This is a genomic window from Geodermatophilus sp. FMUSA9-8, assembly GCF_037034165.1.
In the GTDB taxonomy this organism is placed as follows: Bacteria; Actinomycetota; Actinomycetes; order Mycobacteriales; family Geodermatophilaceae; genus Geodermatophilus; species Geodermatophilus nigrescens.
The window spans coordinates 195,118-219,162 of the sequence record NZ_JBAGKE010000002.1 but is presented as its reverse complement, the minus strand read 5'-3'; the positions used below and the strand labels follow the sequence as shown (position 1 = coordinate 219,162).

Below are 24,045 nucleotides of genomic sequence, written 5' to 3'. Positions count from 1 at the left end.
CGCGGCGGTGTGTGACCGATCGGTCACGGCGAGCCTGGCCGGTTCTGTCGGTACCCCGACCTACCTTCCGCACCCATGCGCCTCCTGCACACCTCCGACTGGCACATCGGCCGGTCGCTGCACGGTGCCGACCTGCTCGCCGAGCAGGAGGCGGTGCTCTCCGGCCTGGCCGAGGTCGTGGCCGCCGAGCGGGTGGACGCCGTGCTGGTGGCCGGCGACGTCTACGACCGGGCGGTGCCCTCGGCCGACGCGACGGCGGTGCTCGACCGGGTGCTCACCCGGCTGCGCGGGGCCGGCGCCACGGTGGTGCTCACCCCCGGCAACCACGACTCCGCCCGCCGGCTGAACTTCGCCGCGGGCCTGCTCGCCGTCTCCGGCGTGCACGTGCGCGCCACCGTCGCAGGGCTCGACGAGCCGGTGCTGCTGTCCGACGCGCACGGCGACGTCGCGGTGTACGGGCTGCCGTACCTGGAGCCGGAGATCGCGCGGCACGAGCTGGGCCTGCTGGACGCGCGGAGTCACGAGGCGGTGCTGCGGGCGGCGATGGACCGGGTGCGCGCCGACCTGTTCCTGCGCCCGGGCACCCGCTCGGTGGTGCTGGCGCACGCCTTCGTCGGCGGCGGGCTCGCCAGCGAGAGCGAGCGCGACATCTGCGTGGGCGGCGTCGACATCGTCCCCGCCGCGGTCTTCGACGGCGTCGACTACGTGGCGCTGGGACACCTGCACCGGCCGCAGTCGCTGAGCGACCGGCTGCGCTACAGCGGCTCGCCGCTGCCGTACTCCTTCGGCGAGGCGGGCCAGGACAAGCAGGCGTGGCTGGTCGACCTCGACGCCGGCGGGCTGGCCGGCGTGCGCGAGGTCCCGCTGCCCCTGCCGCGCGCGCTCACCGTGCTCACCGGCACCCTGGAGGAGCTACTGGCCGATCCCGCGCACGCTCATGTCCAGGAGGCGTTCGTGTCCGCCCGGCTCACCGACGACGTCCGGCCCTCCGACCCGATGCGCCGGCTGCGCACCCGCTTCCCGCACTGCGTGCACCTGGAGTGGTCCGGGGGCGGCACCTCCGACGGGCGCAGCTACCAGGAGCGGCTGCGCGGCCGCGGCGACCTCGACGTCGCCGGGGAGTTCGTCGCCCACGTGCGCGGCGGGGTGGGGGCCAGCGCGCCCGAGCGCGACCTGCTGGGGCGGGCGCTCGGCGCGGCCGCCCGCGAGGAGCTGTCCCGGTGAGGCTGCACACCCTGACGCTCACCGCCTTCGGGCCCTTCGCGGGCACCGAGACCGTCGACGTCGACGACGTCGCCCGCGACGGGCTGTTCCTGCTCTGGGGCCCCACCGGCGCCGGCAAGACCACCCTGCTCGACGCCGTCGTGTTCGCCCTCTACGGCGTCGTGCCCGGCGCCCGCGGCGAGGCGCGGCGGCTGCGCAGCGACCACGCCGACGCCGCCACCCGCACCGAGGTCGGCTGCGAGCTCACCCTCGCCGGCGAGCGGCTGCTGGTCACCCGCCGGCCGGAGCAGACCCGGCCGAAGAAGCGCGGCGCCGGCGAGACCACCGAGCAGGCCAAGCTCACCGTGCAGCGCTGGGCCGGCGGCACGTGGGAGCCGGTGAGCACCCGCATCGACGAGGGCTCGGAGTACCTGCGGGTGCGGCTGGGCCTGTCGGCCGAGCAGTTCTGCCAGGTCGTGCTGCTGCCCCAGGGGGACTTCGCCCGCTTCCTGCGCGCCGAGCCCGAGGACCGCGCCAAGCTGCTGCGCACGCTGTTCGACGTCGACCGGTTCGCCCGCGCCGAGGAGTGGCTGGCCGGCGAGCGGCGGGCCGCCGAGGAGGGCCTGCGGTCCGACCGGCACCGGGTGAGCACGCTGCTGCACCGGGTCGCGCAGATCGCCGACGTCGAGGTGCCCGAGGAGCTCGCGCCCGAGCTGGTCGGCGCGCGGCCGGGCGCCTCGGTCGGTGCGTGGGTGCGCAGCGTGCGGGCCGGCGCGGCGCAGCGGCTCACCGCCGCCGAGGCCGGCGCCGCGTCCGCCGCGGAGGAGAGCGCCCGGGTCGACGCCGAGCTCGCCGCCGCCCGCGCGCTGGCCGACCGGCACGCCCGCCGCGCCCGCGCCCGCGCCCGGCTGGAGGAGCTCACCGCCCGCGAGCCGGAGCTGGCACCGCTGCGCGCCCGCGCCGACGCCGGCCGCCGCGCCGAGGTGCTGCGCGACGCGCTCGAGGCCGCCGGCCGCGCCGCCCTCGCCGCCGAGCGGGCCACCGCCGCCCGCGCGGCCGCCGACCGCGCGTGGGCCGCCGTGGCCGACGGCCGCCCCGCCGACGCCATCACCGCGCGGGAGCTGCGCGACGCCGCCGCGCACGCCCGCGCCCTGCTGCCCGACGCGGCCCGCGCCCGCGAGCTCGCCGCCGAGGCCGACCGGCTGGCCGGGGAGGTCACCCGGCTGACCGCCGCCTGCACCGACGGCGCGCGCGCCGTCGAGGAGGAGCCGGCCCGGGTGGCGGCCGCGCAGGCCCGCCTCGACGCCGCGGCGGCCGCCGCGGCCCGGCTGCCCGGTCTGGTCGCCGCCGAGGAGGCTGCCCGCACCGCGCTCGACGCCGCCACCCGCGCCGAGGCGCTCACCGGCCGGCTGGCCGCCGCCCGCGCCGGGGCCGAGGCCGCCCGGGTCGCCTGGGTCGACGCGCGCGAGCGCCTCGTCGAGGTGCGCACCGCCCGGCTCGACGGGATGGCCGCCGAGCTCGCCGCCGGGCTCACCCCCGGCGCCGACTGCCCGGTCTGCGGCGCCACGGAGCACCCGCGCCCGGCCGCGGCGGCCGGTGCCCGGGTCACCGCCGACGACGAGGAGCGCGCCCGCGCGGCCGTCGACGCCGCCGACGAGCGGCGCACCGCCGCGGGCCGGGTCGTCGAGGAGCGGGAGCGGGAGCTCGCGGTGCTGCGCGCCCGCGCCGGCGAGGTGCCTCCCGCCGAGCTGGCCGACCGGGCCGCGGCCGCGCGGGCCGAGCGCGACGAGGTGGCCGCCCTCGCCCGCGGGGCCGACGCCGCCCGCGCCGCCCTGGCGGCGGCCGAGCGGCGCCGCGATGCCACCGCCGCCGCGCTGGCCGCCGACCGCGAGGCGCTGCAGCGGCGCACCGCCGAGCAGGCCGCCGCCGGGCAGGGCGCCGCCGAGGCCGCGGCCCGCGTCGACGCCGCCCGCGGGGAGGACCCGGACCTGCGCACCCGCACCACCCGGCTGACCGCCGCGGCCGAGCGCTGCGAGGCGGCCGTGGCCGCGGCCGCCGAGGAGGTCCGTGCCGCCGAGTCGGCCGCCGCCGCGCAGGCCACGGCCGAGGAGCGGTCGGCCGCGGCCGGCTTCGCCGACGTCCTCGACGCCGCCGCGGCGCTGCTGCCCGCGGGCGACCTGGCCGCCCTCGACGCGCGGCTGCGGGCGCACGACGAGGCCCGGTCGGTCGCCGCGGCCACGCTGGCCGACCCCGACCTCGCCGACCTGGGCGAGCGGCCCGACGTCGGCGCGCTGCAGGAGCGCTGCGCCGCGCTGACCGCCCGCCGCGAGGACGCCGTCACCGCCCTCGACCAGGCCCGCCGGTGCGCCGGGGCGCTCGACGGGCTGGCCGGCGACGTCGTGGCCGCGGAGGAGGAGCTCGCCGACCGCACCGCGCGCGCCGGGCAGGTCGCGGCGCTGGCCGACCTCGTGGGCGGGCGCGGGGCCAACACGCTGCGGATGCGGCTGCAGTCCTTCGTGCTCGCCGCGCGGCTGGAGCAGGTGGCGGAGGTGGCCAGCCGGCGGCTGCAGGAGATGTCGCGCGGGCGCTACACGTTCCTGCACAGCGACGCGCTGGGCCGCCACGGCGCCCGCGGCGGCCTGGGCCTCGACGTGCTCGACGAGTACACCGGCACCCGGCGGCCCACCAAGACGCTGTCGGGCGGCGAGAGCTTCATGGCCTCGCTCGCGCTGGCCCTCGGGCTGGCCGACGTCGTCACCGCGGAGGCCGGCGGCGTCCAGATGGACACGCTGTTCGTCGACGAGGGCTTCGGCACGCTCGACGCGCACGCCCTCGACGCGGTCATGACCGTGCTCGACGAGCTGCGCCGCGGCGGGCGCACGGTCGGGGTGATCAGCCACCTCGAGGAGCTGCGCACCCGGGTGCCCACCCGGCTGGAGGTCGTGGCCGGCCGGTCGGGGTCGCGCCTGGCGGGGTGAACCCCGGCGGGGCCGAGGTGGACCCCGGCGGGGCCGGGGGAGGTCAGGCGCCGCTGCGGGCCGGCTCCGCGCCGCCCACCCGCCGCCCGACGGCGGCAGCGCCGACGGCCGGGACCGCCGCGCGCGGGTCGGCCGGGCGCGGAGAGGCGGGGGACACCGCGGAGGGCGATGCCGTGGAGGGAGACCCCGCGGCGGGCGGCTCGGCCACGGCGCGGAAGACCCACCGCCGGTAGGCGAACCAGCGGATCACCGTGCCCAGCCCGATCGAGGCGACGTTGGCCGCCTGCAGCACCAGCGCGTGCTCCTGGCCCAGCGGGTGCCGCACGAAGGCCACCAGCGCCAGGCCGATGAGCAGCGTGAGCCCGTTGACCAGCACGAAGACGACGTACTCGCGCCGGTAGCCCGAGCGCTCGCGGTGCGCGAACGACCAGAACCGGTGCCCGAGGTAGGCCGCGGTCGTGGACACGACCGTCGCCACGAGCTTCGCCGTCACCGCGCCGCTGCCGGAGGTGTAGAGCAGCTGGAACAGGCCGACGTCGAGCACGAAGCAGGCCGCGCCCACCGCGCCGAAGGCGCTCAGCTCCTTGAGCAGCAGGTGCCAGGTGCTGCCGACGCGACGGCGGAGGGCGGGCAGCAGCGGCACGCCTGCCGACTGTACGGACCCGGGGGCCTCCTCCGGTGGCACCGACGCCGGACGGGTCGCTCGCTACGGTGGTCAACCGTGCCTGCCCCGACCGACCCGCGGACCGGTCTGCCCGTCGTCGCCATGGTGGGCGGGGGCCAGCTGGCCCGCATGACCCACCAGGCCGCCATCGCCCTCGGCCAGTCGCTGCGCGTGCTGTCCACCGGGCCGGACGAGTCGGCGGCGCTGGTCGCCGCCGACGTCCGGATCGGCGACCACCGCGACCTCGACGCCCTGCGCGCCGCGGCCGACGGCGCCACCGTGCTCACCTTCGACCACGAGCACGTGCCCACCGAGCACCTGCACGCCCTGGTCGCCGAGGGGGTGCGGGTCGCGCCCGGCCCGGACGCCCTGGTGCACGCCCAGGACAAGCTGGTCCTGCGCCGCGCCCTGGCCGCGGCCGGCGAGCCGCAGCCGCAGTGGGCCGAGGTGCAGACGCTGCAGGGCATCACCGACCTCGGCGAGGCGGTCGGCTGGCCGGTGGTCGTGAAGACCCCGCGCGGCGGCTACGACGGCCGGGGCGTGTTCGTCGTCGGCGCCGCGGAGGAGGCCGCCGAGCTGCTCGCCGCGCACGGCACCCTGCTCGTCGAGCAGCGGGTGGAGCTGGTGCGCGAGCTCGCGGTGCTGGTGGCCCGCTCGCCGTTCGGGCAGGTCGCCGTCTGGCCGGTCGTGGAGACCGTGCAGCGCGACGGCATCAACACCGAGGTGCTCGCGCCCGCGCCGGGCCTCGACGAGGAGACCGCCGGCGCCGCCCAGGAACTCGCCGTGCGCATCGCCGACCGGGTCGGCGTCGTCGGCGTCATGGCCGTCGAGCTGTTCCAGACCCCCGAAGGCGTGCTGGTCAACGAGCTGGCCATGCGCCCGCACAACTCCGGGCACTGGACCATCGAGGGCGCCCGCACCAGCCAGTTCGAGCAGCACCTGCGGGCCGTCCTCGACTACCCGCTGGGGTCGACGGCGATGGCCGCGCCCGCCGTCGTCATGGCCAACGTGCTCGGCGGGCGCGCCTCGGAGGAGGGCTGGGACGGGCCGGGCCTCGACGAGCGCGTCCACCACCTCATGGCGCACTGGCCCGACGTGAAGCTGCACTGGTACGGCAAGGGCCAGCGCCCCGGCCGCAAGCTCGGCCACGTCACCGCGCTCGGCGAGGACCTCGAGCAGGTCCGCGCCCGCGCCGTCGCCGCCGCCCGCTACCTCGCCGACGGCGAGGTCGACCCGGCCTTCGCCTTCCCCGAGGAGCACTGAGATGACCGAGCCGCTCGTCGGGAGCCCCCTCGTCGGCATCGTCATGGGCAGCGACTCCGACTGGCCCACCATGGAGCCGGCCGCCGCCGCGCTCCGGGAGTTCGGCGTCCCGTTCGAGGTGCACGTCCTGTCGGCGCACCGCACGCCGCAGCGGATGCTCGACTACGCCACGTCGGCGGCCGGGCGCGGCCTGCGGGTGCTGGTCGCCGGCGCCGGGGGAGCGGCCCACCTGCCGGGAATGCTCGCCGCGGCCACGCCGCTGCCGGTGATCGGCGTGCCGCGGCCGCTCGACCGGCTCGACGGCCTCGACAGCCTGCTCTCGATCGTCCAGATGCCCGCGGGCGTGCCGGTGGCCACCGTCTCCATCGGCGGCGGGCGCAACGCCGGCCTGCTCGCCGTGCGGGTGCTGGCGGCCGGTGACCCGGAGCTGCGGGCCGCCGTCGAGCGGTTCCAGGCCGACCTCGCCGACTCCGTCGTCGCCCGCGACGCCGCGCTGCGGGCCCGCCTCGCCGCGGAGGGTGGGAGCAGCTCCCGGGGAACTGCTGGGACGTCCTAACATCTGGTCGTGAGCACGAGCGGGCTGTACCAGCTGACCGAGGAGCACGACGCGATCCGGGCCGCGGTCCGGGACATCGCCGAGCGGGAGATCGGGCCGTACGCGGCCGAGGTCGACGCGGACTCCCGCTACCCGATCGAGGCGCAGAAGGCGCTGACCGCGGCCGGGTTCCACGCCACGCACATCCCGGAGAGCTACGGCGGTGAGGGTGCCGACGCCGTCGCCACCTGCATCGTGATCGAGGAGGTCGCCCGGGTCGACGTCTCGGCGTCGCTCATCCCGGCGGTCAACAAGCTGGGCTCGATGCCGATCATCCTGTCGGCGTCGGAGGACCTCAAGCAGCGGGTGCTGCCGTCGATCGCCGCGGGCGAGGCGATGATCAGCTACGGCCTGTCCGAGCGGGAGGCCGGCTCCGACGCCGCCGCGATGAAGACCCGCGCCCGCCGCGACGGCGACACCTGGGTGCTCAACGGCACCAAGGCCTGGATCACCAACTCCGGCGTGTCGGAGTGGTACACGGTCATGGCCGTCACCGACCCGGAGAAGCGGGCCAACGGCATCTCCGCCTTCGTCGTGCACCGCGACGACCCGGGCTTCGCCGTGGGCCCGAAGGAGCGGAAGATGGGCATCAAGGGCTCGCCCACCTGCGAGCTCTACTTCACCGACTGCACCATCCCGGCCGACCGGATCATCGGCGCGGAGGGCACCGGTTTCAAGACCGCGCTGCGGACGCTGGACTTCACCCGCCCGACCATCGGCGCGCAGGCGGTCGGCATCGCGCAGGGCGCGCTGGACGCCGCGGTGGAGTACACCCGCGGGCGCACGCAGTTCGGCAAGGCGGTCTCGGACTTCCAGGGCGTGCAGTTCATGCTCGCCGACATGGCCATGCAGATCGAGGCCGCCCGGCACCTGGTCTACGTCGCCGCCGCGCGCGGGGAGGCCGCCCACGACGGCGGCAAGGTCGACCCCGACCTCGGCCGGCTGTGCGCCGCGGCGAAGGCGTTCGCCTCCGACGTCGCCATGAAGGTCACCACCGACGCCGTCCAGCTGTTCGGTGGCGCCGGCTACACGCAGGATTTCCCGGTCGAGCGCATGATGCGCGACGCCAAGATCACCCAGATCTACGAGGGCACCAACCAGATCCAGCGGATGGTGATCGCCCGCAGCCTCCTGCGGTAGCGGCGTCCGCGGCGGGGGCACCCGCCCGCCCATCGGTGCCGGCACCGGCCGGCGGCGGTCACCGCCGCCGGCCCGCGCGCGTCCCCGGACGGGGCCGCACGGGCCCTGGCGTGTCCGACCTGTACTGCGGGTGACCGGTCCGTAACATCGGGGCATCGTCGTCCCGTCCCGCGCGCGAACACCGGGACCTCCGGGGACGGCCCCGACCCCTCCGGAGCCATGCCGCCACGCAGTCTCTGGCCGTCCGCGGACGGCCTGGCCTACGAGTCCGCCGACGTCGACGGGCGCGTCCTCGACGTGCTGCTCGACGACCGGCGCGTCGGGTCGTTCCGCGACCGGCCCGACGGCGTCGCCCCCGGGCGGCCGCCCGGCGTCGACGAGGGGACCCGCGTCGGCTTCGAGCCCTGGCCGCCGGCCCTCCTCCCGCACCTGCGGGGCACCTTCCGCGTGGCGCTGCGGACCGTGGGCGAGGACGCGGGGGCCTGGGCGGAGGCGGAGACCTCGCTCGACGGCGACCCGGGCCCGCTGCGGCTGGCCGACCGGCACGGCCGCCCGCTCGTGGTCAACAAGTGGGGGCGGCTCGGGCACGCGCTCGGCGACGCCGGCCCCGCCATGGTCGAGCGGATGCTCGACTCGATGGACGAGATCCGGGCCCTCGTGCAGGCGCACCTCGGCGACCGGGTCTACGTGACCGGCGGCAGCCTGCTCGGTCCCGTCCGCGAGGACGGGCACGTCCTCCCGCACGACGACGACGCCGACCTCGCCTACCTCAGCCGGCTCTCGGTCCCGGTGGACGTGGTGCTCGAGGCGTTCGAGCTCGGCCGGGTGCTGGCCGGCGCCGGACACCGGGTGCTGCGCCTGTCGGCCGGGCACCTCCAGGTCCTCGTCGAGCACGAGGGCCGGCCCGACCACTACGTCGACGTCTTCACCGGTTTCCTGCTCGAGGGGCGCTGGTTCCAGCACTTCCCGATCCGCACCGAGGCGACCGAGGAGGACCTCCTCCCGCCGGTGACCGTGCTGGTCGAGGGCCGCCCGGAGCCGGCGCCGCGGGACCCCGAGCGGATGCTCGTCGAGCTGTTCGGACCCGGGTGGCGCGTGCCGGACCCGGCCTACCAGTTCGACATCCCGCCGGAGACGGCCGACCGCTTCTACGGCTGGTTCGCCGACTACAACGTCGAGCGCGAGGGCTGGGAGGACGAGGTCGTCCTCGCCACCGAGGAGCCCCGCCCCGCCCGCGCTATGAGCGGCCTCGCCCGGGCGCTGCACGCGACGGCCCCGGACGGCGCGCCGGTGCTCGACCTCGGCTGCGGCCCGGGCTCGGACGCGCTGGCCCTGGCCGCCGCGGGCCGGACCGTGCGCGCCGTCGACTTCTCCCGGTACGCCCTGGAGACCGCGCGCCGGGCGGCGGGGGAGCGGGACCTCGACGTCGCCTTCGACGTCCTCAACCTCCTCGACACCCGCCTCGTCCTCCGGCTGGGCGCCGAGCTCGCCGCCGGGCACCCCGGCGCCTGGACCGTGCTCGGCCGCCGGCTGCTCAACGCGCTGGAGGACCGCGGCCGGGACAACGTGTTCCGGCTCTGCGGGATGCTGCTGCGCCGCGGCGGGACCGCCCACCTCGACGTCGTCGCCGACCACGCCCACCCGGGGATCGCCCCCCACCGCCACCTGCGCCTCGACGACGTTCTCGCCGAGGCGGCGCGGCACCGGCTCGTCGCCGACGAGGTGGTCCCGTGCACCGAGCCGGTCTCCTGGGCCGGCGCCCCCGAGGAGCGCCTCACCGACCTGTGGCGCATCACCCTGCGACGGAGGAACAGTTGACCCCCGACGACGCGGCGCCCCGGCGCCCCCTGGCCCGGCCGGCGCACCTGGTGCGCCGGGTCCTGGCACCCGCCGGCCTCGAGCTGGCCGGGCAGCTGTCCGCCCTGCAGCAGGAGTTCGCCGACCTCCGCGCCGCCGACGACCGGCTGCGCGAGGAGCTGGACGAGGCGCGCGGCCGCACCCGCGAGCTCGAGGCGGAGGTGGCCCGGCTGCGCGGCCTCGGCGACGAGGTGGGCGCGCTCCGCGAGGAGGTGGCGCGGCTGCGGGACGGCCTGCACGAGGAGCGGCGGCTGCACCTGCGCGTCGCCGAGCTGACCGACCTGGTCACCGAGCTGGTCCTGCCGCTGCACGACCGGGAGATCGACCCGGCGGTCCTGCGCTCGCTCCGGCCGGAGACCCTGTGAGCCTGGCGCCGGTGCCGGGCCCCACCCGCGTGGTCACCTTCGGCACCTTCGACGTGTTCCACGCCGGCCACCTCCGGCTGCTCGAGCGGGCCGCGGCGCTCGGGGACCGGCTCGTCGTGGGCGTCAGCTCCGACGAGCTCAACCGCGGCAAGAAGGGGCGCTCGCCGGTCTACCCGCTGGCGGCGCGCATGGCGATCGTCGGCGCCCTGCGGTGCGTCGACGAGGTGTTCGTCGAGCACAGCCTGGAGGCCAAGCGGCGGTACCTCGTCGAGCAGCGGGCCGACGTCCTCGTCATGGGCGACGACTGGGCGGGCCGCTTCGACGGCCTCGGCGACGTCTGCCGGGTCGTCTACCTGGAGCGCACCCCGGCGGTGTCCACGACCGCGATCATCGAGCAGATCCGCGGGGTGCCGGCGGAGGTCGGCGAGAGCGCCTGAGCGCCGTCAGCGGCGGAAGACGACCGTCCGCAGGACGACGAAGTTGACGGCGGTGCCGACGCCCTGCGAGACGGCCCAGGCCAGCGTCGGCGCCCACCACCGCCCGGGCAGCCACAGCAGGGCCAGCGCGTTCACGGCCAGCACCACCCCGAACGTGGTGCCGTAGAGCAGCACGAACCCGGCCACCCGCCGCGACCCGCCCTCGACCCCGAACGCCCAGCGCCGGTTGAGCACGTAGGCCGTCGTCGTGCCGCAGACGAAGCTGATCGCCCGGGCGAGCCAGGTGGCCAGCCCCAGGTGCAGGCCGAGGGTGTAGACGCCGAGGTCGACGACCGCGGACAGCGCGCCGACGGCGACGAAGCGGGTCAGCTGGCGCAGCAGCCCGTCGCGGGCGGGCTCGCGGGCGGGTCCGTCGGCCGGGATGCCGTCGGCGGGGACGTCGGCGGCCACGTCAGTCGAGCAGCCGGGAGACCGCGGCCAGCCGCGAGTCACCCGCCATCGACGCCAGCCACGCCGACCAGCCCGGGCGACGGCGGACGGCGGCCAGCGCGGCGCGGGCGCCCTCCCGGTCGCCGCGGCGGGAGGCGGCCAGCGCGGCGTAGAGGTCGCGGGCCCCCTCCGGGGCGAACAGCGCCAGGGTGTCGTAGTCGCGCTCGTCGTAGGCCCGCTGCAGGTTGCGCAGCATCCGCAGCTGGGCGACCGGGTCGCCGGAGTCGTCGACGCGCAGGTCCATCCGCACGCCGTCGTCCTCCTCCGACGCCGGCTGCCCGCTCACCACGAGCAGCGCCGCCGACTGGCGACCGCGCAGGTCGCCGCCGGCGTCCTGCCCCGCGGCGAGCGCGGCCAGCAGCCGGTCGGGCAGCCCGCCCGCGGCGGCCTCGTAGGCCGCGGCCATCGCCGGGAGCACCTCCGGCGACGCGAGCATGTTGCCCTGCACGCTCCAGCCCCCGCCGACGACGTGGCCGCTGACCGGGAACGACCCCGGGCCGGTGTCGGCGGCGACGGAGCCGTCGGTCGCGAGGACGGCGATCTGCCGGTCGACGTCCTCCGCGGCGTGCGCGGCGCGGCGCACCAGCACCGCGGGCGCGGTGCCCTCGGCCAGCCCGCCGAGGAGCACGTGCCCGAGGCCGCGCGGGCTGCGCGCCTGGACGGCGACCACGCCGACGCCCGGGCGGGCGCTGGGCACAGCCCGGCCGACGGCGAGGATGCAGGACGAGACCGCGATGCCCATGTCCCCGGTGACCGGGTCGCGGGCGACGACCGAGAACGTCACCGGGGGAGCGGTGCCGTGGTCACGACGGGGTCAGACCGTGGCCGGTAGGGCCATCGTGGGCACGTCGCCGGGCACCGCCAGCGGGGCGCCGGTCTTCTCGACGACCTCGTCGGCGGTGACGCCCGGGGCGACCTCGCGCAGCACGAACCCCTCGGGCGTGACGTCGACGACGGCGAGGTCGGTGACCACCCGGTCCACGCACGCCTTGCCGGTGAGCGGCAGGGAGCACTCCTCGACCAGCTTCGGCGACCCGTCGCGGGCCACGTGCTCCATCATGATGATCACGCGCTTGGCGCCGTGGACGAGGTCCATCGCCCCGCCCATGCCGTTGACCATCTTCCCGGGGATCAGCCAGTTGGCGAGGTCGCCGCGGGGGTTGACCTGCATCGCGCCGAGGATGGCGAGGTCCAGGTGCTTGCCGCGGATCATCCCGAAGCTCATGGCGGAGTCGAAGAAGCTCGCGCCCGGCAGGATCGTGACGGTCTCCTTGCCGGCGTTGATCAGGTCGGGGTCCTCGTCGCCCTCGAAGGGGTACGGGCCGACGCCGAGGACGCCGTTCTCGCTGTGCAGCACCACGTGCACGCCGTCGGGGACGTGGTTGGGCACGAGCGTGGGCATGCCGATGCCGAGGTTGACGTAGGAGCCGTCCTGCAGCTCCTGGGCCACCCGGGCGGCGAGCTGGTCGCGGGTCAGGGTCATCGGGCCGTCTCCTCGGTGGCCTCCTCGCCGGCCGCGGCCAGCGGTGCGGCGGACTGCCGCGGGCGGGTGGTGCGCCGCTCGATCTTCTTGCCCTCGCTGCCGACGACGACGACCCGGTCGACGAAGACGCCGGGCAGGTGCACGTGCTCGGGGGTGATCTCGCCGGGCTCGACGAGCTCCTCGACCTCGGCGATCGTGACCCGCCCGGCCATGCCGGCCAGCGGGTTGAAGTTCATCGCCGACTCGTGGAAGACCAGGTTGCCGTGCCGGTCGCCGACCGCGGCGCGGACCAGGCCGAAGTCGGCGGTCAGCGCGGTCTCCAGCACGTACTCGGTGCCGTCGAAGACGCGGGTCTCCTTCGGCGCGGAGGTCTCGACGACGTTCCCGTCGGCGTCGTAGCGCACCGGGATGCCGCCGTCGGCGACCATCGTGCCCACGCCGGTGGGCGTGTAGAAGGCGGGGATCCCGGCGCCGCCGGCCCGCAGCCGCTCGGCCAGCGTGCCCTGCGGGGTCAGCTCGACCTCCAGCTCGCCGGACAGGTACAGCCGGGCGAGCTCCTTGTTGCCGCCGACGAAGGAGCTGATCGTGCGGCGGATGCGGCCGGCGTACAGCAGCACGCCGAGCGCCTGGTCGTCGACGCCGCAGTTGTTGGAGATGGTCGTCAGGTCCCGCGACCCCTTCTCCAGCAGCGCGTCGATCAGCGCCACCGGGACACCGCAGAGCCCGAACCCGCCCACGGCGAGGACGGCGCCGTCGCCGACGTCGGCCACCGCCTCCCGCGCGCTCGCGACGACCTTGTCCATCAGCTGACCACCGTCTCTCCCGGCGCGGTGGGGCGGTCGCCTCAGGCGGGCCGGCCCAGCTCGCGGATGCCCTCGATCCGGACGCCGAGCGTAGCGGTGACCCGTTCGGCCTCCGCCCGGCCGCGCAGGGCGGCCGGGTCGGGGTGCCGCACGAGCACGAGCGAGGCCCCGGCGGCCAGCGGCGCGAGCAGCCAGGCGACCGGCCCGGCCTCCTCCGCGGTCCGCTCGTCGACCAGCACCCGGTCCCCGGCCGCGAGGCCCAGCCGCCCGGCGAGCTCCTCCGCGGCCCCGGCCAGCGCGCCGAGGGTCAGCTGCAGGCCGCCGGCGGACAGTCCCGGGGAGGCCGGGTCGGGCTGCTGGTACGGGGTGAAGACGTCGCCGTGCCCGCGCACCTCGAGCGCGAAGTCGCGGGCCGGGCCCGCGTACCCGGTCATGCCCATCCCGAGCGGGTGCAGCGACAGGCCCATCAGGTCGGGGAGGTCCTGCTCCTCCAGTGGCGCGAGCCGGTCGTGCGCGGCGAGGACGACGTCGGCGGCGTCGAGGCGGCCGTCGTCCTCGGCGGCGGTGTCGAGCACCGCGGCGCCGCAGCTCCACACGCCGAGCAGCACCGCGGCGGTCTGCCAGTGCACCGGCAGGGCGACGGCGACCGTGCTGCCCGGGCCGACGTCGAACTCGTCCTGCAGCAGGTTCGCGGTCTTCGCCACCCAGTTCGCGAGCGTCGTGGCCGACAGCTCGACGCGCTCGCCGGTGGCGTCGTCGTAGGCGGTGACGAGGGGGGCGGAGGGGTCGCGGCGCAGCGCCGCGGCGAGCAGCCCGGCGGGGTCCGTGGGACGAGTGGGAGGCACGGGGACAGGGTGGCACCGGACCGGACCGGTTCGCCCCGGGGCCGTCCGCGCGCGGATACAGTCGGCTCCCGGAACGCCCCACGAGCACCGGTCGGGCCCGCCTCCCGACGGGAGCGCCTTCGGTGCCGCGGGCCCGGCCGGTCAGGCCGCCCGCGTCGGACGAGAAGGCCGAGACCCCATGAACGCAGACACCGGCTCCCGCGCCGCCGTCCTCGACCGCGAGACCCCGCCGGTGCCCGACCGGACCCCCGGCGAGGCCCGCGCGCCGCGCGGCTCGCGCGCCGGCACCTGGGTGCTCGCCCTCGCCGCCTACCTCGTCGCGCAGGGCCTGCAGCTGCTGCTGGTCCGCCACTGGGCGCCCCGCTTCTTCTGGTTCGACGACTCGCAGGCGCAGTTCGGCCCCATGACCTGGTGGCTGGGCCAGAACCTCGAGGGCGGCCGGCCGCCGCTCATGGACCCCGACCTCGGGATGGGCGGCAACGTCGTCGCCGACATGCAGTACGGCGCGCTGGACCCGCTGCACTGGCTGGTGCAGGCGGTCGTGGGCCGCTCCGGTGACTTCCTGGCGATCTCCTGGGCCTACGGCGCCGGGATGATCCTGGTGCTCGGCGCCGGCGCGGTCGTCGTCCTGCTGCAGTACGGCGTGCGGCCCGCGCTGGCCGTGGCCGGGGCCGTCGGCATCGGCTCCAGCGGCTTCCTCGTCTGGTACGGCAGCTCCTGGTGGCCGCTGCTGTGGGCCACCGCGTGCCTGCCGTGGCTGTGGGCCGGCCTGCGCAGCCGCTCGGCCGTGGGCGTGCTCGGCACCGGCCTCGCCACCTGGGCGCTGCTCACCTCGGGCAACCCCTACGCCTTCCCGTTCGCGGGCCTGGTCATCGTCGGCCAGCTCGTCGAGTACCGCCGCGAGTACGGCTCCTGGAAGGCGGCGCTGGTCAACGCCCGCGCGCTGTCGCGGGTCGCGGCCGCCGTCGGCGGGCTCGTCGTCGCGCTGCCCACCTTCGTCTCCACCCTGCAGCTGTCAGAGGTCATGGGCCGCCAGGGCGCCGACCCGCTCATCGGCAACGCCGGCTTCGGCGTGCCCAACCTCGCCGACGTGCTGCTCGGCGGCACCACGCTGCTCGGCCAGACCAACGCCTGGACCGGCACCATCGGCCTGGTCCCGGCCATGGCCACGATGCTGGTGGCCCTCCCCGCCGCCGCGCTGGTCGACTGGCGCGCCGCCTGGCACCGGCCCGGCGTGCTGACCGCCGGCCTGGTGTGGGCCGCCGCCGTCGTCGCCACCCAGCTGCCCACCACGGTGTCGGTCTTCCGCTACCCGGTGCGCTACCTCGTCTACGTCGAGGTCTTCCTGCCGCTGCTGGTGCTCATCGCGCTGGCCGCCGCCCCCGTGCTCACCCGCCGGCGGATCGCGCTGGCCGGCGGGATCGCCGCCGCCCAGGCCGCCCTCGCCTTCTCCCGCGCCCCCGTGCTGGTCAAGTGGCACGCGCTGGCCTTCGTCGTCGCGCTCGTGGCGCTCGCCGCGCTGGTCGTCGTGCTGCGCGGCTCCACCGCCACCACCTCCGCCGCCACCGCCGGCCGCTCCGCCGAGGGCCGGGCCGGCGCCCGTCCGGCGGTGCCCGCCCTCGCCGGCGTCGTCCTGGTCCTCGCCGTCGCCGCCGGCTTCCCGCTGGGCGAGCAGATGATGGTCACCGTCCAGGAGCGCGACGACGTCATCAAGGGCAACCCCGACAGCAACGGCGCCCCGCTGCGGGCGCTGGACCCGGGCCGCGACGTGGGCACCACGGTCGCCGACTTCCGCGCCGCCTCCGTCGCGCCCGACGAGCAGCTCACCGTCGTCACCTGGCGCTTCGACGGCGACCGCGGCTGGTCCGACGGCGTCGTGAACGGCAGCGGCAACGTCATCGCCGGCCTGCGCCCGGGCTACGCCTCGCTGGCCGTCTGGCAGGCCGCGCTCAACGACCACTGGTGCCGCTCGGTCTGGGGCGCCACCTGCTCGGAGCCGGCGGAGCTGCTCGCCCCGGCCGGCGACACCGGGCTGACCTGGCTGGACCTCATGTCCTCCGACGTCGTGCTGCTGTCGGCCGAGGCGCCGCAGGAGGTCGTCGACCACTTCGCGCAGGGCGGCTGGCGCCAGGTCGCTGCCAACGAGACGTGGCTGCGCTACCAGCGCGCCGACGGGCTGCCCGGCCGCGTCACCGCGGTCACCGGCGACGTCGCCGTCTCGGAGGAGGGCTGGACCTCCACCCTCGCCCGCGTCGACGCCCCGATGGACACCTACGTCGTCTCGACCGGTGACGCGGGCGGCACCCTGGCCACCCGGATCCCGTACTACCCGGGCATGACGGCGACCCTCGACGGCGAGGAGCTCCCGGTGACCACGGTCGAGGGCGCCGCGCTCGCCGTGGACCTGCCCGCCGGCATCGACGGCGGCCGCCTCGAGCTGGCCTACGCCCCGGCCGGCGCCGGCGCGGTCGTGCCCGCCGCCCTCGCCGGGTCGGCGCTGATCGTGCTGGCCGCCGCCGGTGCCGTCGTCGCCGGCCGCCGGGGGGCCCGCCGGTGAGCGGCGGCCGCGTGCGGCACCTGCTCCGGCAGGTCCTCCGCTTCCTCCTCGGCTCGTGCCTCGGCCTCGCCGTCGACCTGGGCGTCTTCGCCCTCGGCGTGCGGCTGGGCGCCTCGCCCGGCGTCGCCAACGTCGTCAGCGCCGCCTGCGCGGTGGTCGTCGTCTACCTGTTCGTGACGAAGTACGCCTTCGCCGCCGAGCGCTCGCGCACCACCTTCGCGCTGTTCGTCGGCTGGTACGCGACCTCGATCGTCGTCTTCTCGGTGCTCATCGAGCTCCTGCACGACGTCACGGGGTGGGACGCCTTCGTCTGTAAGTTGGTGTCGCTGCCGCCGTCGTTCGCGGCCAACTTCGTCGCCAGCAAGCTGCTGTTCCGCGGCCGCCCGGCGCCGCAGCCCGAGCGGGAGCCGGCGCGCGACGGGGCGGGGGCCTGAGGTGGCAGCACGACCGGGCACCGGGACCGACGCACTGGGGGGACCGAACGGCATGACGCGTCCAGGCGGGTCGGTGCAGGCCCTGCTCTTCGACCTCGACGGCACCCTCGTCGACACGCGCGAGGCCAACTACGCGGCCTACCGCGACGCGTTCGCGGAGTCCGGCCACGAGCTGACGCCCGAGCAGTTTGCCGGCACCTGGGGCCGCGACTCGCGCGACTTCATCCCCGACCTGCTGCCGGGCATCGACCCCAGCGGCGTCGACACGATCCGCGCGGCCAAGAGCCGGCTCTACGCCGAGGTCCTGCACGAGACGTCGGCCAACGACGCGCTCATCGCCTTCCTGCGGCTGGTCGCCCCGACCCACCGCACCGCGCTGGTGAGCACCGCCAAGTCCGGCAACGGCCGGCAGATCCTCGACACCCACGGGCTGACGCCGCTGTTCGACGTCGTCGTCTGGGGTGACGAGGTGACCCGCAGCAAGCCCGACCCGGAGGGCTACCTCAGGGCGCTGGAGCTGCTCGGCGCCGACGCGTCGGCGAGCCTGGCGTTCGAGGACTCCGAGACCGGGCGCCAGGCGGCCCTCGCGGCGGGGCTGATGGTCCTCGAGGTGCCGCACTTCTGATGGCTCTCCGCTACTCGCGCGGCCGGCTCGCGCTCATCGTCGTCGCGCTGCTCTCGCTCGCCGGCTTCGTCGTCCTCACCTGGGGCTCGCTCACCGACCTGGCCGACCGGCTGGCCTCCGGCCTGTCCGGCGGCGGCTGGGCGCTGCTGGGCCTGGCCGCCGCGGTGCAGCTGGGCGGGCACGTGCTGCGCGCCGCGCGCACCAAGGTGCCGATCGACAACGTGCGGCGGGGCAGCCTCGCCGGGCAGTTCCGGCACCTGTCGATCGGCTACCTGTTCAACCTCGTCTGGCCGCTGCGCGTGGGCGAGGTCGTCCGCTCCTACCTGGTCGCCAAGACGCTGCGGATCAGCTGGCTGTACACGCTGATGGCCGTCGTCCTCGAGCGGCTCATCGACGTCGTCCTCGTCTCGGTGGCGTTCCTGCTGGTGATCGCGCTGTTCGGCGGCCCGATCGCCGGCATCGTGCCGTTCGCCGCCGTCGCCGCGCTGGTCGTCTCGCTGGTGCTCATCGGCTCGTTCGCCGCGCTCGTGCGCGAGAACGCCACGCTCATGCGGCTGGCCTGGCGGATGACGGCGTGGCTCAACACCGACCTGGAGAACCGGGCCCGGTTCAAGCTCTGGTCGGTCATCTTCGGCTTCCAGCGGTTCCTGCGGCAGCGCCGCCAGCTCGCCCGCTACGGCGTGCTGACGCTGGCCTCGTGGGCCTGCTACGTCGCCGCCGCCGCGGTCACCGTCGCCGTCGTCTTCCCGGCGCTGACGAGCCGCGACGCCGTCATCACCACCGCGGCGCCCGCCGGCGTGGTGAGCCCCAGCATCGGCAACGGCGCCCCCGGCTCCTACGCCGACGGGATCCGCGACTTCGTCACCGGCAGCACCGGCCTGTCCGGCTCCGAGGTGCTCCTGTTCGCCGCCGCCTCCTGGGCGGTCGTGAACGTGCCGGTGATCGTCGTCGCCGTCGTCTCGCTGTTCGTCAACTGGGCGCGGCGCACCAGCGACCCGCTGGCCGGCGCCGAGCTCGCCCCGGCCGACCGGTACGTGAACAAGCTCGGCCGCGACCAGGACATCTCCGGGTCGATGACGCACTTCCTCGACGCCTACTTCCAGCGCCAGCACCTGAGCACGGTCATGCACCGGCTGGAGGTGAAGGGCAACGTCAGCCTGGTCCGCTTCTTCAAGGGCGGGTCGAACGCGGTGACGCTGCTGGCCACCAACGGCTCGGGCGAGCTGTTCGTGAAGAAGATGGTGCCCACCGAGTACGCGCACCGGCTGAAGAACCAGCACGACTGGCTGGCCGAGCGCGCCGACCACGACCAGCTGGTCACCGTGCTGCGCGAGGAGCACGCCGAGGACCACTACTCGATCGACCTCGAGTACCGGCCCAGCAGCGTGCCCCTGCACGAGTACGTGCACGAGAACCCGCTGGCCGAGGGCGCGGCCAAGCTCGCCGAGGTCTGGGACTACATGTACTCGCGGGTCTACCGGCTCGGTGGGCTCGAGGCGCGGCCGGAGCTGCGTGACGACTACGTCACCGAGCGGTTCGTGCTGCGCGTGCGCGCCGCCGCGGAGTCGCACCCGGCGCTGGCCGAGGCGCTCAAGGGCGACCGGATCGTCGTCAACGGCACCGAGCTGGACAACTTCGACCGGATCCTCGCCCGCATCCAGGCCAACCCGGCCGCGTGGGAGGACCTGGCCACCTTCCGGGCGTCGTCGCACATCCACGGCGACCTGACGGTCGACAACATCCTCGTCGACCTGCCCACCGACCGGGTGCTGGTCATCGACCCCTCCGACGACAACCAGATCCGCGGCCCGGTCATCGACTTCGCCCGGCACATGCAGTCGCTGCTGTACGGCTACGAGTTCCTCAACGACGACGAGGACCCGGTCGTCCTCGGCGCCGCCGCCGACGGCACCCCGGAGATCACCTACCGCGACGCGCGGTCGGCCCGGTACGCCGAGCTCGCCGACTTCGTCTCCACCGAGGTCATGCCGCGGCGGCTGTCGCAGGCCGAGCAGCGCGCGGTGCTGTTCCACGTCGGGCTCTTCTACGGCCGGATGCTCACCCACCGGGTGGCGATCAACCCCGGCACGGTGCTCAAGTACTACGGCGTCTGCATCCAGGCGCTGAACCGCTTCCTGGAGCAGTACGAGCTGCCCGTGGCTGCCCAGGACGACGACGTCTTCGGCGATGCGCCGAGGGACGGGGAGGTCCTCGCACGGTGAGTCCGGAGCCGCAGAAGGTCGTTGTCGCCATCCCGGCGTACAACTGCGCCCCCCAGATCGGCCGGGTGCTCGACGAGATCACCGACGAGGTGGCCGCCCGGGTCGAGGAGATCTGGGTGATCGACAACCGCAGCACCGACGACACCCTCGAGCGGGCGGTCGAGTACCGGCGCTCGGGCCGGCTGCCGCAGCTGCGGGTGTTCCGCAACCGGCAGAACAACAGCCTCGGCGGCACCCACAAGGTCGCCTTCGAGCATGCCCGGGCCGCCGGGATGACCCACGTGGTGATCCTGCACGGCGACAACCAGGCGAGGAGCGACGAGGTCACGCTGCTGCTCGACCACGCCGCCGCCCACCCGGAGACCCAGACGGTGCTCGGCTCGCGGTTCAGCCGGCACTCGACGCTGCACGGCTACGACGCGAAGCGGGTCTGGGGCAACCGGGTGCTCAACGGCGTCTACAGCGCCGTGGCGCTGCGCTCGCTGCAGGACCTGGGCTCGGGGTTGAACCTGTTCGCGCTGCGCGACCTCGACCCGGCCCGCTACCTGCGCTTCGCGAACCACCTGACGTTCAACTACGAGCTCATCCTCGACCTGGTGGCCCGCAAGGTGCGCTTCGCGTACGTGCCGATCACCTGGCGCGAGGAGGACCAGGTGTCGAACGCGCGGAACTGGAACATCTTCCGGACGGCGCTGCGCAACCTGGCGCTGTGGCGGCTGGGCCGGCCGACGTCGGAGCCGGCGCCGGACCGCGACTACGAGTGGGACGAGGTCTCCTGATGACCACGCTGCAGGTGCTCATGCCGATGGGCGGGCTCGGCACGCGGTTCCGCAAGGTCGGGATCACCACGCCCAAGCCGCTCATCGAGGTCGACGGCGGCCCGATGTTCCAGCGGGCGCTGCGCTCGTTCGACCCGTGGACCGGGGACCAGACGGTCACCGTCGTCGTCCGGTCCGACGACGACGCCGAGCACGGGCTGGCCGAGAAGGTCCTCGCCGCCCAGCCCGACGCGCGGATCGTCATGCTCGACCACGACACCCGCGGCGCCGTCGAGACCTGCCTGGTGGCCCGCGACGCGCTCGACCCCGACCAGCCGCTGGTCATCATCGACTGCGACATCGCCTTCGACAGCGCCGAGTACTTCCGGGTGCTCGCCGACGCCGTCGAGCAGCAGAGCCTCGACGGGCTGCTGCTGTCGTTCTCGTCGGTCCTGCCGCGCTACAGCTTCGCCGAGGTCGGCCCCGACGGGCTCGTCGTCCGCACCGCGGAGAAGCAGGCGATCAGCTCCGACGCCCTCATGGGCGTCTACTCGTTCACCTCGGCGCGGGTGTTCCTCGAGGCCGCCGACCGGCTCATGGCCCGGCAGATCGACGCCGCCATGCCCGAGTACTACGTCTCGCTGGTGTTCAACGAGCTCATCTCGTCGGGCCGGCGCGTGGGCCTGGTGCGCGGCGACTTCTACTGCTTCGGCACGCCCGAGGAGCTGAAGGCGTACCAGGAGACCGGCCTGCCGGTCTGAGCTCCCGCACGACCCGACGCGGAGGCCCGGTGGCGACCAGCCACCGGGCCTCCGCGCGTCCAGGGCCTTGCCCGCGGGAGGTTCCCGGGCCGGGGTGTCGTCCCCGCGATCATGGAGCCCGGTGGCGACACACCGCGCGTCACCGGCGCGTCGCCACGCCGGCTCCATGATCGCGGGGAGCAGGTGTCCCGCGGTCCCCGGACAGCGCAGCGCCCCCGGGCCCGGGTGGGCACGGGGGCGCTGTCGCGTCGGCGCGGTCAGACCCGCTGGGCGATGACCTGCCCCAGCGTCCGGGAGAACGTGGCCGTGAGGTGCGAGCCGTCGAAGTAGACGATCACCCCGCCGATCAGCTCGTGGCAGGTCTGCTCGTCGCAGAAGACGTCGGTCAGGTCGAGCACCGAGATGCGGTCGTCGCCGAGCTCCTCGACGGCCTGCACGATCCGGTCGGGGGAGAGCCGGACGTCGCGCGGGCCGGCGCACGGGTCGTCGGTCCCGCTGACCCGGGCGATGCAGTCCGGCGCGCTCGCCTCGAGGTTGACCAGTTCCGGGCCGGGGTGGAAACCGTTGGTCGTGGGCACCGCGCGGATGACGGTCACGTCCTTGCCGGCGTCGGCCAGCCGCTGCAGCGACCCGGCGACCAGGTCGGCCGGGATCTCCGCGTGCAGCGCGCCCGACTCGTCCTCGTAGCGGTAGACGTCGGAGCGGTAGCTGGTGAACACCCGGCTGATCGAGGGGTCGTCGGCGATCTGCTGGATCGCCGCCTCACCCCACTCGCCGCACGCCGGGCGCTCCTCGGCGGGCTGGCCGACGGCGGGCAGCCGCGAGCTCGCCAGCGCCGGGCAGCCGGCCTTCATGTAGGTGACCACCGCCCAGTCCTTGCGCTCGGCGACGGTCTCCATCGCCTCGTAGAGGCTGGCGGTGTGCGAGTCGCCGAGCAGGGCGACCGTCTCGACGGGGTCCGCGCTGCCGAAGCGGCAGGTGACGACGTCGGTCTCGGCCAGCACCGACAGGCACGAGAAGCCCTGCGGCAGGTCGCTCTTGGCGAAGATCGGGTTGGCGGCGTCGCCCTCGTAGGCGTACGGGTCGCCGCAGCCGTTGGCCGGGTCGGTGGCGCCGGCGCCGAAGCACGGGTCGCCGCCCGCGGCGTAGGCGGCTGCGGCCGCCCGCGCCTCGTCCACCTCCGACTGCACGTAGAACCAGCCGCCCGCGGCGCACCCGACGACCAGCACGGTCGCCACCAGGGTGGCCAGGAAGGTGGTGCCGTTGCCGCGGCGGGCGAGCGGCGTGCCGGTGCGCACCGGGTCCTCGACCCAGACCTTGGTGGCCCACCCCAGCACGACGGTGGCGGCCAGGACGGCGAGCTTCGCCGTCGTGCCCATCTCGTGGCCCAGGGCGAAGGGCAGGATCACGACCAGCGGCCAGTGCCACAGGTAGGCGGAGTACGAGACGTCGCCGAGGAAGCGCACCGGGCCGAAGTCGGCCAGCGTGGTGGGGCTCCAGTCCCAGCGCGGGGCGCCCGCCCAGATGACGGCGACGGTGCCCAGCACCGGCACGAGGGCGGCGGTGCCGGGGAACGGCGTCAGGGCGGTGAAGGCGAAGGCGGAGTACGCGATGGCGCCGAACCCGGCCCAGGAGACCAGCGTGCGCAGCTTCTCCCGGCCCTCCGGCGGGGTGGCGGCCACGAGGGCCAGCAGGCCGCCCAGGCCGAACTCCCAGGCGCGGGCGGGGGTGGTGAAGTACGCGTCGGGCGGGCTGCTGACCGTCGTCGCCAGCGAGTACAGGAACGAGCCGACGGTGAGCGCGCCGAACAGCACGCCGACGGCGAGGCGGCGGTGCACCCCGGCCCGCACGGCGACCCACGCGGCGGCCACGACCAGCAGCGGCCAGACGAGGTAGAACTGCTCCTCGGTCGACAGCGACCAGTAGTGCTGCGCCGGCGAGGCGGCGTTGGTGTTCGCCAGGTAGTCGACGGCGTCGCCCGCGAGCAGCCAGTTCTCGACGTAGAGCGCCGAGGCGCCGACCTCGCGCAGCCAGCCCTGCCAGTAGGTCTGCGGCACCCACACGACGGTGGCGACGGCGCTGGCGACGAGCACGAGCAGCGACGCCGGGAGCAGCCGGCGGGCGCGGCGGGCCCAGAACTGCGCCAGCCTCACCCGCCCGGTCCGCTCGACCTCGCGCAGCAGGTGCGCGGTGATGAGGAAGCCCGAGACGACGAAGAAGACGTCGACGCCGACGTAGCCGCCGGGCACCCGCAGCGGGACCACGTGGTAGAGGACGACCAGCGACATCGCCAGCGCGCGCAGCGCCTGGATCTCGATCCGGACGCCGGACTCCTTGCGCGGCGCCGCCGGCGGGGGAGGGGTGTCGCCGTCGCGGGGCGGGACCGCCGGCGGCACGGGGGCCATGCGCACGGTGCTCGTGGACAGGGCCGGCTCCGGCACCCCCGCCGTCGTCGGATCCATCGTCCCCAGTCGACCAGACACGCTGCTCACTCCTGCATCCGGTGCGGCGGCCCACGCCTGCACCCGTTCGGTCCAGGTCGGCGGCGACAACGGCGACCGACGGA

General features: G+C 75.6%; 21 protein-coding genes. 14 read left to right on the top strand and 7 right to left on the bottom strand.

Annotation, left to right across the window (positions count from 1 at the left end; genetic code table 11):
* The first annotated feature begins 75 nt into the window (after positions 1-75).
* Positions 76-1,224 (top strand): exonuclease SbcCD subunit D, encoded by a 1,149-nt coding sequence (locus WA616_RS05270; protein ID WP_336027945.1) that lies wholly within the window; start codon positions 76-78, stop codon positions 1,222-1,224.
* A complete protein-coding gene (locus tag WA616_RS05265; RefSeq protein ID WP_336027944.1) occupies positions 1,221-4,181 on the top strand; it encodes an AAA family ATPase in 2,961 nt (986 codons plus the stop codon). Before WA616_RS05270 ends, WA616_RS05265 begins: the two co-directional genes overlap by 4 nt.
* Before the next feature lie 43 nt (positions 4,182-4,224).
* Here the strand turns inward: WA616_RS05265 and WA616_RS05260 are convergent, their stop codons facing one another.
* A complete protein-coding gene (locus WA616_RS05260) occupies positions 4,225-4,824 on the bottom strand; it encodes a GtrA family protein (RefSeq protein WP_336027941.1) in 600 nt (199 codons plus the stop codon).
* 78 nt (positions 4,825-4,902) lie between these two features.
* Between WA616_RS05260 and WA616_RS05255 the strand changes: the two genes are divergently transcribed.
* The 6 genes from WA616_RS05255 to WA616_RS05230 all read left to right on the top strand — a co-directional run bounded on the left by WA616_RS05255 (position 4,903) and on the right by WA616_RS05230 (position 10,502).
* Positions 4,903-6,108 carry a 5-(carboxyamino)imidazole ribonucleotide synthase gene (locus WA616_RS05255; protein WP_336027939.1) on the top strand — a complete coding sequence of 402 codons (1,206 nt, stop codon included), beginning with the start codon at positions 4,903-4,905 and terminating at the stop codon, positions 6,106-6,108.
* A gap of 1 nt (position 6,109) precedes the next feature.
* The gene (gene purE / locus WA616_RS05250; protein ID WP_336027936.1) at positions 6,110-6,664 is read left to right on the top strand and encodes a 5-(carboxyamino)imidazole ribonucleotide mutase; all 555 of its coding nucleotides are present in this window, start codon (positions 6,110-6,112) and stop codon (positions 6,662-6,664) included.
* Positions 6,665-6,673: 9 nt separating this feature from the next.
* Positions 6,674-7,843: an acyl-CoA dehydrogenase family protein gene (locus WA616_RS05245; protein ID WP_336027934.1), complete on the top strand. Its 1,170-nt coding sequence runs from the start codon at positions 6,674-6,676 to the stop codon at positions 7,841-7,843.
* Between the two features lie 219 nt (positions 7,844-8,062).
* Positions 8,063-9,661, top strand: a complete 1,599-nt coding sequence (locus tag WA616_RS05240; protein WP_336027931.1) for a class I SAM-dependent methyltransferase — start codon at positions 8,063-8,065, stop codon at positions 9,659-9,661.
* Positions 9,658-10,065 carry a DUF6752 domain-containing protein gene (locus tag WA616_RS05235; RefSeq protein WP_073421521.1) on the top strand — a complete coding sequence of 136 codons (408 nt, stop codon included), beginning with the start codon at positions 9,658-9,660 and terminating at the stop codon, positions 10,063-10,065. Before WA616_RS05240 ends, WA616_RS05235 begins: the two co-directional genes overlap by 4 nt.
* Positions 10,066-10,076: 11 nt before the next feature.
* A complete protein-coding gene (locus WA616_RS05230) occupies positions 10,077-10,502 on the top strand; it encodes an adenylyltransferase/cytidyltransferase family protein (RefSeq protein ID WP_336027928.1) in 426 nt (141 codons plus the stop codon).
* A gap of 6 nt (positions 10,503-10,508) precedes the next feature.
* On the opposite strand, the gene WA616_RS05225 is transcribed toward WA616_RS05230, so the two are convergent.
* Genes WA616_RS05225 through WA616_RS05205 form a run of 5 tightly spaced genes read right to left on the bottom strand, consistent with a single transcriptional unit; the run spans position 10,509 to position 14,122 of the window.
* Complete coding sequence (locus WA616_RS05225; protein WP_073421522.1) at positions 10,509-10,952, bottom strand: GtrA family protein; 444 nt, start codon at positions 10,950-10,952, stop codon at positions 10,509-10,511.
* A 1-nt stretch (position 10,953) separates the two neighbouring features.
* Positions 10,954-11,775 (bottom strand): DUF1028 domain-containing protein, encoded by an 822-nt coding sequence (locus WA616_RS05220; protein ID WP_336027925.1) that lies wholly within the window; start codon positions 11,773-11,775, stop codon positions 10,954-10,956.
* 30 nt (positions 11,776-11,805) lie between these two features.
* Positions 11,806-12,474: a CoA transferase subunit B gene (locus WA616_RS05215; protein WP_336027924.1), complete on the bottom strand. Its 669-nt coding sequence runs from the start codon at positions 12,472-12,474 to the stop codon at positions 11,806-11,808.
* Entirely contained in the window at positions 12,471-13,277 is an 807-nt protein-coding gene (locus WA616_RS05210) for a CoA transferase subunit A (protein ID WP_083628798.1), read from the bottom strand. The genes WA616_RS05215 and WA616_RS05210 overlap by 4 nt, the downstream gene beginning before the upstream one ends.
* Positions 13,278-13,318: 41 nt before the next feature.
* Positions 13,319-14,122, bottom strand: a complete 804-nt coding sequence (locus tag WA616_RS05205; protein WP_336027921.1) for a TIGR03089 family protein — start codon at positions 14,120-14,122, stop codon at positions 13,319-13,321.
* A 178-nt stretch (positions 14,123-14,300) separates the two neighbouring features.
* Here WA616_RS05205 and WA616_RS05200 point away from each other — a divergent pair, with 178 nt between their 5' ends.
* The 6 genes from WA616_RS05200 to WA616_RS05175 are packed head-to-tail and all read left to right on the top strand — an operon-like array spanning position 14,301 to position 21,479.
* Positions 14,301-16,679, top strand: coding sequence for a hypothetical protein (locus WA616_RS05200; RefSeq protein ID WP_336027920.1), 2,379 nt, complete (start codon positions 14,301-14,303; stop codon positions 16,677-16,679).
* Positions 16,676-17,113, top strand: coding sequence for a GtrA family protein (locus WA616_RS05195; RefSeq protein ID WP_073421527.1), 438 nt, complete (start codon positions 16,676-16,678; stop codon positions 17,111-17,113). Before WA616_RS05200 ends, WA616_RS05195 begins: the two co-directional genes overlap by 4 nt.
* A gap of 52 nt (positions 17,114-17,165) precedes the next feature.
* Positions 17,166-17,738, top strand: a complete 573-nt coding sequence (locus WA616_RS05190) for an HAD family hydrolase (RefSeq protein WP_336027915.1) — start codon at positions 17,166-17,168, stop codon at positions 17,736-17,738.
* Complete coding sequence (locus WA616_RS05185) at positions 17,738-19,960, top strand: lysylphosphatidylglycerol synthase transmembrane domain-containing protein (protein ID WP_336027913.1); 2,223 nt, start codon at positions 17,738-17,740, stop codon at positions 19,958-19,960. Before WA616_RS05190 ends, WA616_RS05185 begins: the two co-directional genes overlap by 1 nt.
* The gene (locus WA616_RS05180) at positions 19,957-20,739 is read left to right on the top strand and encodes a glycosyltransferase family 2 protein (RefSeq protein WP_336027912.1); all 783 of its coding nucleotides are present in this window, start codon (positions 19,957-19,959) and stop codon (positions 20,737-20,739) included. The genes WA616_RS05185 and WA616_RS05180 overlap by 4 nt, the downstream gene beginning before the upstream one ends.
* The gene (locus WA616_RS05175; RefSeq protein WP_073421531.1) at positions 20,739-21,479 is read left to right on the top strand and encodes a glycosyltransferase family 2 protein; all 741 of its coding nucleotides are present in this window, start codon (positions 20,739-20,741) and stop codon (positions 21,477-21,479) included. The genes WA616_RS05180 and WA616_RS05175 overlap by 1 nt, the downstream gene beginning before the upstream one ends.
* A 257-nt stretch (positions 21,480-21,736) precedes the next feature.
* Here WA616_RS05175 and WA616_RS05170 read toward each other — a convergent pair whose 3' ends face one another.
* The gene (locus WA616_RS05170; RefSeq protein ID WP_336027911.1) at positions 21,737-23,962 is read right to left on the bottom strand and encodes an acyltransferase family protein; all 2,226 of its coding nucleotides are present in this window, start codon (positions 23,960-23,962) and stop codon (positions 21,737-21,739) included.
* Positions 23,963-24,045 lie beyond the last annotated feature (83 nt).

Excerpts from the sequence above, each read along its gene's own strand:
- WA616_RS05270 (WP_336027945.1), top strand. The coding sequence starts at position 76 with ATGCGCCTCCTGCACACCTCCGACTGGCACATCGGCCGGTCGCTGCAC.
- purE (WP_336027936.1), top strand. The coding sequence starts at position 6,110 with ATGACCGAGCCGCTCGTCGGGAGCCCCCTCGTCGGCATCGTCATGGGC.
- WA616_RS05240 (WP_336027931.1), top strand. The coding sequence starts at position 8,063 with ATGCCGCCACGCAGTCTCTGGCCGTCCGCGGACGGCCTGGCCTACGAG.
- WA616_RS05215 (WP_336027924.1), bottom strand. The coding sequence starts at position 12,474 with ATGACCCTGACCCGCGACCAGCTCGCCGCCCGGGTGGCCCAGGAGCTG.
- WA616_RS05210 (WP_083628798.1), bottom strand. The coding sequence starts at position 13,277 with ATGGACAAGGTCGTCGCGAGCGCGCGGGAGGCGGTGGCCGACGTCGGC.
- WA616_RS05200 (WP_336027920.1), top strand. The coding sequence starts at position 14,301 with ATGAACGCAGACACCGGCTCCCGCGCCGCCGTCCTCGACCGCGAGACC.
- WA616_RS05190 (WP_336027915.1), top strand. The coding sequence starts at position 17,166 with ATGACGCGTCCAGGCGGGTCGGTGCAGGCCCTGCTCTTCGACCTCGAC.
- WA616_RS05185 (WP_336027913.1), top strand. The coding sequence starts at position 17,738 with ATGGCTCTCCGCTACTCGCGCGGCCGGCTCGCGCTCATCGTCGTCGCG.
- WA616_RS05175 (WP_073421531.1), top strand. The coding sequence starts at position 20,739 with ATGACCACGCTGCAGGTGCTCATGCCGATGGGCGGGCTCGGCACGCGG.